The organism is Paenibacillus illinoisensis NBRC 15959 (genome assembly GCF_004000925.1).
Lineage (GTDB): Bacteria > Bacillota > Bacilli > Paenibacillales > Paenibacillaceae > Paenibacillus > Paenibacillus illinoisensis.
Genome location: NZ_BIME01000001.1, coordinates 927,315 through 939,696 on the forward strand (window position 1 = coordinate 927,315; position 12,382 = coordinate 939,696).

Consider the following 12,382-nt stretch of genomic DNA (forward strand, 5'->3'; position numbering starts at 1 on the left):
AATTCAGGCTGCGCTTCGATGCCAAGCAGCGTTTTCATCCATCACACAGCACTTCTCAAAACAAGGCATTACAATCAATAAGCCAAGCACATGTATCCTAGGGTCATCTGATCGATCTTAGGAACGATGGCGCTCATCAATACTACCGTCATCTTTGGCCAGAATCACCGTATCGGCCATGTCAACGAACAAACCGTTATCGACTACGCCTGGCAGCATGTTGAGTTGTACGTTGAGCTCAGCCACGTTGACGATGGATTCCATCCGGCAATCCGCAATCAGGTTTCCGTTGTCCGTAAGGTAGCGCTCATCTTCATTCATACGCCATTCTGGTCGGCAGCCCAGCTTCTCCAGCGCCTGGAAGGTCCATTCCGATGCAAAAGGAACCACTTCTACCGGCAGTGGAAACTGACCCAACTGTTGAACCGCCTTGCTCCCATCAGCAACTATGATGAGTTTATCACTGTTAGCCGCCACGATTTTTTCACGTAAAAGAGCTCCGCCCCCGCCCTTGATCAGATTGAAATCAGGATCGACCTCATCTGCACCATCAATCGTAATATCCAGCCTTCCAATCTGGTCGAATGGGATGATCGGAATTCCCCACTCGCGAGCCAGCTTGTCCGAAGCTTCCGAAGTCGCCACAGCCTGGATTTGCAGCCCCTCGCGTACACGCTCTCCCAGTCTGCATATCGCAAAATATGCCGTCGAGCCTGTTCCGAGTCCAACCTTCATGCCGTCTTGAATGTATTCTGCCGCCCGCTCTGCTGCAATTTTTTTCAGATTCATCTAAAATAAACCCCCGCCTGCTTATGATTTGAAAAATGCACACTGTCTTTATTATAGATAAAACCGCTTCCGATGTATATCCATGCCGAATGCCATGCAGCAGGAAATTTGATCTAACGACAAATCCCGGATTTCTCCATTTCCTGCTATGTAAGTTTATGGTTAGTTAAAATGGTATAAGAAATCTGGCATACTACGTTTCCCTTAATTGACAAAAGGCCGTTCCTGCTCATTACAATAATTTTCAAGTCTGGAGTCATTCTTAAGTTTTAAAGGTGTTTTTTGTATCATCCTGTTATAAAATAAAGACGGAGACTAGAAAATGGAAATTCCTCCAAATAAACAGTTCTAAATACCTATGTAATAAGTGGTATGTCCGCAAATATGTAAATTATTAAAAAAGTTTTAACAAAACTATTCAATTTAACAACATTTCATACGACATATTAAGTATAGATGTGTTTTAATAATTAGACACCTATGGATTATGAGGTACAAAAGTCTCTGCATTAAGACTGCGAACCCAAGACCATGGTCGCATACATAAGCTCTGGAGGGGGATCAACAAATGACTTGATTGGCTGCATTCATGCAAGCAAATAAAAGGTTTGTTAATTACAAGAAGATCAGGAGTGGAATTTAGTGAAATCATTTAGTTGGAAAAGCATGTCCTTTTTCTCGAAAAACTTATTACTTTCATTCACCAACATCATTATTATCGGGGTTGCACTTATTGCGAGCAGCTATTACTTCCAAAAGACGGTTCTCGTAGACCAGCTGCATGGACAAGTAGAACAAATCACTAAAAAGTGGGCAGAGGGAATCAACCCAGCCGACGTAGAGGCAGCTATTGCTGAAGGCAGCTATGATGGAAAAGTGCAAGCCCAGTTACGTGCTTATTTCGATGAAATGCAAGAATACTACCCGAATATCGCCCAAGCTTATATCTTTGGTGTAGAGCTAGGCGGAGATACGAAAAGAGAAACTTCTCTCGTAGCCATGCCGACCAATCTGAGAGAAGCATTCCAGAGCGATAATGTTAATATTGGCGACATGTATGAACAACCCGTTGTTGTGGCGAATGCACTCAAAGAAATGCTTAATACGGACCGTCCAACCTTCACGACTTTCTATTCAGATGATTTTGGCACATGGACAACCATTGCTTATCCGATCAAGGACAGCAACGGCAAAATCTTCTCTTACTTTGCAGTCGATGCAGATGCAACAGCAGTACCTGCCGGACTGAAATCACTGCTTAAAAACGGTATCATCATTCTGGTTGCTTTCCTTCTGTTGTTCCTGATTATCCAATACCTAGTAGTTAAAAATACGCTATCCCCAATTCGTCACCTGATCAAAGGTATCGATGACGTTAGCCGGGGTAATTTGAATGTCAACATTCCGACAGGAAAAGACGACCTCGGACTTGTAAACGAGAAGTTCAACACGATGGTTCGCAAAATCAATGACACAATCGTTAAAGTGCAAGTCACCTCTCAAGAGGTTAACCAATCAGCCAAAGAGCTGTATGAGGTATCTGAGAAAAACAGCGAGAACGCCGATTCCATCAACAGCAATGTAACGCAAATCACTTCCAACATCCGTGGACAGGAACAGGCAAGTCTCGATAGTGCCCGTGCCATGGCCGAAATGGCGACTGTCATTCAAACGATTGCCAGCAGTTCCGCTAATGTAGCAGATGAAGCTTATGAAATGGAACGCCGTTCCCAACAGGGTAACACGGTTGTACGCCAAGTGTCTCAGCAAATGACACTGATTACGGAATCCGTGAAGAATACGGCTTCAGCAATCCAGGTTCTGGAGAGTCGTTCGCAGGAAATCGGAGATATCCTGAACATCATCTCCGGCATTTCCAGCCAAACCAACCTGCTTGCGTTGAATGCATCCATTGAGGCAGCTCGTGTTGGTGAAGAGGGCCGAGGATTTGCCGTTGTTGCTGGTGAAGTTCGTAAGCTTGCGGAACAATCCGAACAATCCACAAGCCAGATCGCCGTATTGATTGACGAGATTCAAACCGAGATCAAGCAAGCTGTCCGCGCAATGGAAAAAGGTACGGCAGAAGTCGATACCGGACTTGACGTTGCAGATCAGACAGGAAAGTTGTTTGAAGATATTCTGGAAGCTGCGAAGAAAGTATCGAATCAGATTCAGGAAGTTTCCAGTGCTACAGAAGAAATTTCTGCAAGTACAGAGGAAATGACTGCTACCGCAGATGATCTGTCTGCCAGCGTTAGCAAAACAGCAGAAAGCAGTGAGCGTATTGCCGCTTCTGTCGATGACCAGAAGGCTTCCCTGTCCACCCTTGTTGATTCTTCCACCCGTTTGAACAGCATGTCTGAGGAATTACAGGAATTGATCTCTCACTTTAATGTAAGCAAGTCCTAAAAAACGATAAAACGAACGTTATAATTAAGGAGGAAAATAGACGTGATCGATCATCACTCTTCATCTTCCCAGACCGTGGAATCTGAGTTGCCAGTTCTCCAGATTCCACTGGATTTTGGGCGCCGTCAACAATCATTTTCGTATGAATCAGCTCATATACAGCTGCAGCCAACACAGAGCCGTGAACTCACTCAGAAGTATGGCTCAACGTCGATTTATAACGCGCTCCTGTCGGCATATGCTGCCTTGTTGTTCCGGTTATCAGGAGAACAGGAATTAGGCATTGGCACGCTTGATCCGGATCGTTCTGCATCAGTTCTGCTGCTGCAGGTACATGGTAAGATGAGCTTCCGTGAGCTAATTCGTCAAATTACCCTTTTGCAAGAAAAAGAAGATTCGATGCAGCCGGGTGCTTACCCGGAAACCTTGTTTATGTTTAATAGTGTTCAGCTTCCTCAGGCTCCGCAGGTGCTCAATTGGAGTATCCGTGAGGAGCAGAATGTATACACTCTCGACTTGTTCTTTGATGCATCCCTTCTGAAAGAAGCAACCGTGCTGAGATACGCTGAGTACTATCAAACCCTGCTTCTCTCCATGCTTCGGGATGAAGACGTGGCCATTGGCTCCGTCGATATTTTGTCCGCCTCTGACCGGACGCTGTACCGCGAGATGAATGATACCTGTGTGACTGAACCTGAGCATCAGACCATTCATGGCTGGTTTGAAGCTACGGCTGCCGAGTATCCCGATTCGCCCGCAATCACGTCCCCATTTGGCCGGTATAGCTACAGAGAATTGAACGAACGTGCCAATCAAGTCGCACGCGTACTGTTATCCAACGGCCTGCAAAAGGGTGAGTTCGTCAGCATCTTCATGGAACGCAGTCTGGAAACGATCATTTCCCTGCTCGGCATTCTGAAGGCAGGCGGTGTTTACGTTCCGATTGACCCTGAACATCCGCAGGAACGCAATAGTTATATCGTGGAAGATACGGCTTCTTCTTTTGTTTTAACCAAGGAGTCCTCTCTAGCGGAAGCTTCACGGTTATTCTCGGGTATTCCTACCGTACGTCAAATTCTGGCTGTGGATGGACGCCTGGCCGGATTTGCAGCAAGTAATCCTAATCTGGATATTCAGGCAGACGATCTCGCTTACATCATCTACACCTCCGGATCCACAGGCAAACCCAAAGGCGCACTCGTTGCCCATCGCGGGGTTGTCAACCTTGGAAGTGTCGTGCAGCGCGATTGTGACATTCAAGCCGGGGACGTTTTGACTCAGTTTGCTACATACAGCTTCGATGCTTCCGTCTGGGATACGATCGGTGCACTGTTCTATGGAGCGGAATTGTATCTGTTATCTGCCGAGGAACGTGTATCTGTAGAGGAGTTCGCCACGGCAATCGAGCGCACAGGTACAACGATTATTACGATCCTGCCTACGATCTTCTTCAACCAGCTTGCATCCTATCTGTCAGACGAAGGGTTCCATAAGTTGGCCAAGGTTAAAATTATTACCGTTGCGGGCGAAGCCCTCTACGGAGAACAGGTTCGCGCCTTCCAGCGCAAATTTGGTAACCAGATCGATATCGTCAATGTGTACGGACCTACCGAATGTACTGTGGCGACAACGACACACCGGATCAGTGAACAGGTACCGGATCATGTGGCTAACATTCCGATTGGTAAACCGATTCATAACTACAAAGTGTATATCGTCAATGAAGAGCAGCAGCTCTGCCCTGTAGGCGTGCCTGGTGAAGTATATATTGCTACCCCTGCACTGGCGAAAGGATACTTGAATCAGCCAGAACGTACAGAGCAAGCCTTTATTGATAATCCTTTTGCAATCGATGAAAAAATCTACAAATCCGGTGATATTGCCAAGCTGCTTGATACCGGTTTGCTCGAATACGTTGGACGTAGTGATTCACAGCTGAAGATCCGCGGTCATCGGATTGAAATTGGTGAGATTGAGGATCATTTTGCTCGCCTTGAAGGGATTCAGGATGTTGTGGTCATTCCGAAGAAAGAATCGGACGGTCAGAACATGCTTGTGGGATATTTCACTTCCAAGGATGGCACCACTCTCTCCGTAGATCATATCAAAGCCCAACTGGCAGACAAGCTTCCATCCTATTTTGTACCGAAATGGATCTGTCAGCTTGATGAAATGCCTATCGCACCAACCGGCAAAATTCACCGGAAAGCGATGGTATCTCTACCAAACGAGGAAAGACATGAGAATCGGCCGAATCGGATCATGCCTGAGACAGAGACCGAGGCGATTATATTCAATGCGTGGAAAGAAATTCTCGGACATAGCGACTTTGGAATCGAAGACAGCTTCTTTACGATCGGTGGCGACTCCTTACGAGTAATCCATGTCCTGGTTATTCTGAAGCCGCACTATCCACAGCTGAAGATTGCCGACTTCTTTGCAGAGAAAACCATTCGTTCCCTGGCACTTCGGGTACAGTCACTTGCGCAGATTACTGAGCAAACTGCCCCATCCGGTGAGCACACGGGCGTAATGACGCAACTGGCAGAGCATCCGGTCGAATTGGCATCCCAACTGGGCTACCCTGAGATTCTTAAGCCGGAGCATGTTCTGCTAACAGGCGCTACAGGTTACCTTGGTTCACATGTGCTGCAGCAGCTCCTTCTTCATTCGGATGTGACAATCCATACGCTTGTTCGTCGTCCGTCTGACGGTAACACAGCCATGCAGCGTTTAAGCAAGGTTATGGAGGGATATTTCGGGCCTGAGATCAGTGCACTTCTCGCTTCACGTGTGGTGATTATCGAGGGAGATCTGGAGAAGCCTAACCTTGGTTTAACCGCTGAGCAAACCAGTAAGGTACAAGCCCGGATTGATCGTGTCATTCACTGTGCGGCAGACGTAAGACACTTTGGAGATGCTGAACAGTTTGCCAAAACCAATGTAGAGGGTACGGTAGCCCTGCTGAATCTGGTTCGCAGCAAACCCGGCGCTTCCTTCCATCATGTCTCGACCATGGGCATACCGGAAGATCTGGCGCTCAGTGGACAATGGGAATCATCCCTTCAGTATGACCGTTTCCCGGCAGATCTGCATGTAGAGAACCTGTACTCCGATAGCAAACTTGAAGCAGAGAAAGTACTGATGATTGCAGCAGAGGAAGGTGTACCGGTAAGCATCTACCGTGCGGGCAACCTGACATGTCATTCGGAAACGGGACGCTTCCAGTCCAATATCGACAGCAATGCCTTCTACCGGATGATCAAAGCGATGCTCCTTCTCGGCAAAGCTCCTGCTGCCGAATGGTTGGTTGATTTCACACCGATCGATTATGCAAGCCAGGCTATCGTGCATTTGGCTCTGCGTGATGACACGGCTGGACGGGTATTCCACATTTGTAATCCCGAGTCGATCCGTTACGATCGTTTGATTGCTTCCATCAATCGTGCGGGATATGAAGTCGAAACGCTGCCTTTTGATGAATATACCAGCTGGTTATTCGATTCATCCATCAGCAAGGATCCAGAGGCCCTGCAGCTCGCCATTGCCCAATTGGAAGGTGACGGTGCGAAGGATTCAGCCTACGTATATGCTTGCCCGGTAACAACAGCGTATGTAGAGCCAGCCGGAATTCACTGTGCAAAAGCAGATGACTCATTCATCTCCAGCATGCTGCAATATGCCGTTAACATTGGATATTTCCCTGCTGCTAATCAGCCGCAGCTTGACTCTTCCACATCTCATATTGTGGAGTAGGACCATTCATTCATAATAAACAAACAAGCCACCTGGCCGTCACTTCTGACAGCCCGGTGGCTTGTTTGTTTTTATGTCCAGCGTATTATAGCAATAATAGCAAGATGAGCCGGGTAAAAATAACGCCAGATCCACCTTGGTCCTTTCAAACGAAAACCTGCCCCGTAATACTGTGCAATGGCTATGCCCAACGTAGCCACTACGCTGTACATTTGGACTGAACTGCTATAAAGCTGGATATAAAGAGCCGTTAACAAAACATGCCCCAGCACCAGTACGGGTCCCTGGAAGTACCGGAATAACAGTACTAGCAGCAGTCCATACATGCCATAATCCATGGCCGTTATTTCCATAATTATGCCTGCCCCAACAACGATCGGGATACCCAGTAATCGGTTCGGCAGTTTGTCCAGTACCAGCAAAACCAGCAGGGACGACCACAGGGTCCACACGACGTTTAATGACAAGTGATTAAATGCCGCCATGAAAGGGATTTGAGAGAGCACAGCGATCCAAAAAAGACGCCAGATGTATTTTTGTACATTACGTGTATGCTTATACCCGATATAGACAGCAAATGCATATATGGGAAAAGCAATCCGCCCAATGATCCTCAGTTCCTCAACCTGCGGATAAAAGACAGCCCCTATATGATCGATCAGCATCGTGATCATGGCGATCCACTGCATCATTTTGAGTTCATCCCTCCCCTATCTATCTCTACTTCGAGTATACCTATTCCAAGTTAATCACACATTACGTTCATAATACAGGAAGTGATCGTCTTTCGCATACCCCTCTGATTCATATAACGCCTGTGCCTGTGTATTGTTAATCGCTGTGGATAAGGTTATTCGAATCGCCCCTGTCTCGCTGGCGAAGGCTTGTGCAGCCTGTATCAACTTGCGAGCTATACCTTGCTTGCGGTGATCCTTATGTACAAATAAATCGTTTAGCACCCATATGGACCCCATGGACACTGAACTAAAGCTTGGATATAACTGAACAAACCCGGCAATATTCCCTGGCCCAGGTTCCGTTTTGGAATCCGATTCTGCCATCCATATCACAGATTCATCCTTACTCAAACGCTCCTGAATGTACTTAATGGCCCTCTCCGTATCAGAAACCTGGTTGTAAAACATTCTGTACTGGTTAAATAATTCACCTATCTGCTGGGCATCATCAAACCCTGCCCTTCTAACCTGGTACACCATTTGTTTCTTCCTCCCTTAACCACGGAATGATTTTTCATATACTCTATTTATTTTAAGGCAATCACAACCATCTACCATTCATCAAGTGCATCAAAGTTTGCAATATATTTCGCTCCTTGGACCAAAATAAGTTCACTCGTACAGATTCCCTTGTCTCTTAATAATCCGATATAACGCAAAAAAGGCGAACAGGAGCGTAAGTGGCTCCGTCGCCATGGACTAATTACTCTATAGGAAATCACTTTAATTCCATACGTTGATTTTGCGGATCAGGATTTACATCAGGGAAAATGACCCCTTTTTTCAAGATGAGATTGGCATACTGGGCACGTTCACCGGTAGCAACGATGGCATAGGCACGAGAAGCCCTCTCATAGAACGAAAATCGTTCTTCTTGGTCGAAGGCGTCTGTGATGCCTTCATGCTCCAAGATCAGCCTGCGGTAATCCTCCCATATGATCGGAACAACCTGATCCCCCTCTACAACCTGCATGACGGCTGCAGGCCGTTCTGCATACGTATCAAGTGGATACAACCTCAAAATGGCCTCCAGTAACTCTACGGTTCCCAGCGCATCACAACGGATGAGATGCCTAGCATGGCTGGCTGCAGGGAAATTGCCATCAGCAAGCACCAATTCGTCCCCATGCCCCATCTCGGACATAATCTTAAGCAGTTCTGGAGAAATTATTGCAGGAATGTTTTTCAGCATACTCAGCTCTCCTTGTTAGCTCCACATCGAATGGAGCAGAATAACCTTCGGTATTCCAAGATGACATCCTTAACTTTCCACCTATGCAGTTCACTTCCATTCTATCAGGATTTTCTAACTTCGCACAATCCAATTTGAAAGTGGTTTCTTCCAATTTGCTTTGACAAAATTGGTTGCATCACATATAGTTGTTATAACAAGTAATTCGTTTGAAGATGATTTATAGGAAAGTGAGGAACGACGTTCGTATGGACTATTCGCTAGAGCAATCTGTCGGATTTATGCTGGGCTTCACATATCGCAAAGCCGCTGCTTTACTTGCAACCCGTTTTAAACCTTACGATATAACAACCGAGCAATTCTCTGTTCTGTTCAATATCGATAAGGGAGAAGGCGTGAACCAAAAGGAAGTTGCGAGTCGCGTTCTGAAGGATCAACCCACCACCGCACGCATTATTGATCTACTCGAGAAAAAGGGATGGGTTGAACGTCGGACCAGTGAACAGGATCGCAGAGCTTATCTCCTCTATCTGACTGCGGAAGGAAAAGCGTTGATCGATATTCTGGTTCCCATTGAAAGAGAAATGAATAAAGAACTTGCTGAAGGTATACCCGAAGACCAGATGGAAGCATTTAAACATACTCTTTCCCTCATCAATCACAACTTGTAATGAACTGAACATCTCAAGGGGGAATGAATTCATATGAAAGACCGTTCTACACAGGTTAAACTTTGGACCACCGATTTTATTTTGCTCATGCTCTGTAACTTCCTGCTTTTCCTACAGCTGCATATGATTGTTTCTCCTCTTCCTTCCTACGTACAGGAACGATTCCACGCGAATGCTTTTGAAGTCAGCTTATTCACCTGTCTGTTTGCGCTTAGTGCAATTGCAGCTCGCCTATACTCAGCCAAAGCACTCGAAAAAGGCCTTCGCAATGCCATGATCTACATCGGCCTGTCTGTAGCCCTTCTTGCTACCCTCGGGTATTATTTTGCTGCCGGCATAGCTGTTCTTCTGCTGCTGCGCATGATTTTCGGTGTTGGTTTCGGAATGAGCAGTACAGCCTTCCCAACCATGGCCTCTGACATCATTCCAGTTAAACGTATGGGAGAAGGTATGGGCTATTTCGGGTTATCTACCAGTCTTGCCATGTCCATGGGTCCCATTATCGGGGTTACGCTGCTGCAGGGTTCAGGATTCGTAACACTTATGCTGTGTACAGCAGCCGTAATCGTCGTCATCTATCCACTCAGTTATTCGTTAACACGTAAGAAAGCTGCACGTTCACATGCTGGTTCACCTCAAACTTCAGCTGGGCCCGCAGCGAACGTTTCCGGAACGAAGGAGAAAATTCCTTTTAATCGAAAATTAATCTTGCCCAGTGTGCTGAATTGTTTGTTATCGATCACCTATGGTGGACTTGTCGGATTCATTGTGTTGTATGGCAAAGAGGCCAATCTGGCCAACCCTGCTTTATTTTTCTTGTTTAACGCGTTAGCTGTATTGCTAGTCAGACCATTTGCAGGCAGATTGTATGACAGCAAGGGACCCAAAGCGCTGCTTATTCCTGGAGCGATTTTTGTGGCGATCGGACTGACTATCCTTTCTTTTGCAACGTCCATGCCGATTTTATTTGTCGCAGCATTTATATACGGCATTGGATATGGTTCCATGCAATCGTCACTGCAGACCTGGATGATTCAGATTGTAGCTCCAACCCAGCGCGGGATGGCGAATGGCATGTTCTTGAATACACTTGATTTGGGGATTGCTACGGGTGCTCTGCTGCTTGGTGCTATCGCCTCCATGACAAGCTACACGGACATGTACCGGTATTCTGTCATCTTCATGATTGTGTTCTTGCTGATCTATCTTATCCAAGGTAAACGAAGTGGAACTTTCGCAGTCACCGTCCATCCGTTACTTGCCCATACACATATATCGGGCACGGATTCAGACTCCAAAGAGTCCAGTTCCACCACATCCGCTGAAAAATAAAAAATTTTCGTCATAAATAAAAAACGCGTTTGCCGGTTGAGAATGATGTTCTCGCCAGCAAGCGCGTTTTTGTGTCTACGCATTAACGCAGTTCATTTAAAATGGACTTTTCTTACGCCTAACGGGTACCCGTCTAGGTACATGATGTGTCTCCGCATTCTGCTCCAACTTGTCAGGGGCTTCCCCCGAGCTGGGCTGTTTTCCTTTTTCAGGCTTAACCGCAAATAATGTGAGCAGGCCACCTACCGCTCCAGTAGCTGCAATTACAATAAAAAGAATAAAATGCGATGTACCAAGGAGAAGGGATACGACCGGTGGCCCCAAAGAAACGCCAATAAAACGCATACTGCTGAACAAGGCTGTAATCGTACCGCGCTGCGCTTTGTCAACGCCTTCAGTAATGAGTGCATCAAGACATGGAAGCGTGGCACCAATCCCTACACTACCCAGAGTGAACAATCCCACCACCATGTAGATGTTATCCCAGAGCCCCATAATGATCAAAGATCCGGTCAGAATCACAAGTCCCGTAAAACCCACCCACTTCATGCGAACCTTGCTCTTTCCAATCCATTTACCTGCGAGGAAAGATGACAAGCACAGAGCCGCCAGCGGAATCGCAAGCACCAGACCTTTAAGAACACCTTTCAGCTGGTATTCAGACTCCAGCGTCTCCGACAAATAAAAAAGCACGCCAAAAATAACAAACATGCAAATTCCACCGATGGCAAAAAGTGAATATAACCAGCGGCCTTTTTCTTTTAGCACTGTACGAACGGATGAGACAAACTCGGAGAAGGTCGGTGGCTTCTCTTTTTTCTTCGGCGTTTTTACCAGAAAAATAACGAGTACCAAGGAAAGCAAACAGAGCACCGGTATGGCCATAAATGGCAGGTACCACAGCCAAACAGCCAGCGCAGCACCCAAGATGGGACTTATGACTTTACCGAACGTATTGGATGTTTCGATGATACCCAAACTTTTGCTGACCTGCTTTTCGTCGTCAAACATGTCACCAACAAGGGGTATAACGATGGGAAAAGCTCCAGCGGCACCTATCCCTTGCAGAAGCCTTCCGCCAAGGATGGTCCAATACGCTATGCTTCCGTTCAGCATTAATGCAGCTCCGCCTGCTACCGCACCCCCTGCTGCAGCAATGATAAGGCTGGGGATGATGACCGCTTTACGTCCAAACCGATCAGACAGATACCCTGCAATCGGAATAAGCAGTATGGCAACCACTGCGTATACCGTGATAAGCATGCTGACCTTGAAAGACGATACTTTCAGTTCACGCTCAATTTGCGGAAGGATCGGAATCAGCATGGAGTTACCCAACGTCATAATTACCGGGATGGAAGCAAGTGCGACGAGGTCCCACTTTTTATCTTTCATGCCTTAACCACCTTTACGAGATCGGAAAACAACAATGTTAGTGTGGTTAGTTCGCCAATTGATTATACGGGATATGTAAAAAAGTTCAGTTACAGCATGAT

9 protein-coding genes are annotated in these 12,382 nt (G+C 46.5%); 4 read left to right on the top strand and 5 right to left on the bottom strand.

Annotated features, from left to right (window positions below):
* Window positions 1-117 precede the first annotated feature (117 nt).
* On the bottom strand, window positions 118-789 hold the full coding sequence (rpiA, locus tag PIL01S_RS04010) for a ribose-5-phosphate isomerase RpiA (RefSeq protein WP_095358753.1): 672 nt from the start codon (window positions 787-789) through the stop codon (window positions 118-120).
* Window positions 790-1,455: 666 nt separating this feature from the next.
* Between rpiA and PIL01S_RS04015 the strand changes: the two genes are divergently transcribed.
* Entirely contained in the window at window positions 1,456-3,198 is a 1,743-nt protein-coding gene (locus tag PIL01S_RS04015; RefSeq protein WP_127536619.1) for a methyl-accepting chemotaxis protein, read from the top strand.
* A 42-nt stretch (window positions 3,199-3,240) separates the two neighbouring features.
* Window positions 3,241-6,954, top strand: a complete 3,714-nt coding sequence (locus PIL01S_RS04020) for a non-ribosomal peptide synthetase family protein (RefSeq protein WP_127536335.1) — start codon at window positions 3,241-3,243, stop codon at window positions 6,952-6,954.
* A 71-nt stretch (window positions 6,955-7,025) separates the two neighbouring features.
* Here the strand turns inward: PIL01S_RS04020 and PIL01S_RS04025 are convergent, their stop codons facing one another.
* The 3 genes from PIL01S_RS04025 to fucU all read right to left on the bottom strand — a co-directional run bounded on the left by PIL01S_RS04025 (window position 7,026) and on the right by fucU (window position 8,883).
* Window positions 7,026-7,646, bottom strand: coding sequence for a TraX family protein (locus tag PIL01S_RS04025; protein WP_246058080.1), 621 nt, complete (start codon window positions 7,644-7,646; stop codon window positions 7,026-7,028).
* A 57-nt stretch (window positions 7,647-7,703) separates the two neighbouring features.
* Complete coding sequence (locus tag PIL01S_RS04030; protein WP_127536337.1) at window positions 7,704-8,171, bottom strand: GNAT family N-acetyltransferase; 468 nt, start codon at window positions 8,169-8,171, stop codon at window positions 7,704-7,706.
* Window positions 8,172-8,409: 238 nt separating this feature from the next.
* Complete coding sequence (fucU, locus tag PIL01S_RS04035) at window positions 8,410-8,883, bottom strand: L-fucose mutarotase (RefSeq protein ID WP_127536339.1); 474 nt, start codon at window positions 8,881-8,883, stop codon at window positions 8,410-8,412.
* A gap of 248 nt (window positions 8,884-9,131) precedes the next feature.
* Here fucU and PIL01S_RS04040 point away from each other — a divergent pair, with 248 nt between their 5' ends.
* The gene (locus tag PIL01S_RS04040; RefSeq protein ID WP_127536340.1) at window positions 9,132-9,554 is read left to right on the top strand and encodes a MarR family winged helix-turn-helix transcriptional regulator; all 423 of its coding nucleotides are present in this window, start codon (window positions 9,132-9,134) and stop codon (window positions 9,552-9,554) included.
* 33 nt (window positions 9,555-9,587) lie between these two features.
* Window positions 9,588-10,886 carry an MFS transporter gene (locus PIL01S_RS04045; protein ID WP_127536341.1) on the top strand — a complete coding sequence of 433 codons (1,299 nt, stop codon included), beginning with the start codon at window positions 9,588-9,590 and terminating at the stop codon, window positions 10,884-10,886.
* 96 nt (window positions 10,887-10,982) lie between these two features.
* On the opposite strand, the gene PIL01S_RS04050 is transcribed toward PIL01S_RS04045, so the two are convergent.
* A complete protein-coding gene (locus PIL01S_RS04050) occupies window positions 10,983-12,281 on the bottom strand; it encodes an MFS transporter (protein WP_127536343.1) in 1,299 nt (432 codons plus the stop codon).
* Window positions 12,282-12,382: the final 101 nt, after the last annotated feature.

Coding starts and splice junctions, on each gene's coding strand:
- PIL01S_RS04025 (WP_246058080.1), bottom strand. CDS start 7,646: ATGATGCAGTGGATCGCCATGATCACGATGCTGATCGATCATATAGGG.
- PIL01S_RS04015 (WP_127536619.1), top strand. CDS start 1,456: ATGTCCTTTTTCTCGAAAAACTTATTACTTTCATTCACCAACATCATT.
- PIL01S_RS04050 (WP_127536343.1), bottom strand. CDS start 12,281: ATGAAAGATAAAAAGTGGGACCTCGTCGCACTTGCTTCCATCCCGGTA.
- PIL01S_RS04045 (WP_127536341.1), top strand. CDS start 9,588: ATGAAAGACCGTTCTACACAGGTTAAACTTTGGACCACCGATTTTATT.
- rpiA (WP_095358753.1), bottom strand. CDS start 789: ATGAATCTGAAAAAAATTGCAGCAGAGCGGGCGGCAGAATACATTCAA.
- fucU (WP_127536339.1), bottom strand. CDS start 8,883: ATGCTGAAAAACATTCCTGCAATAATTTCTCCAGAACTGCTTAAGATT.
- PIL01S_RS04030 (WP_127536337.1), bottom strand. CDS start 8,171: ATGGTGTACCAGGTTAGAAGGGCAGGGTTTGATGATGCCCAGCAGATA.
- PIL01S_RS04040 (WP_127536340.1), top strand. CDS start 9,132: ATGGACTATTCGCTAGAGCAATCTGTCGGATTTATGCTGGGCTTCACA.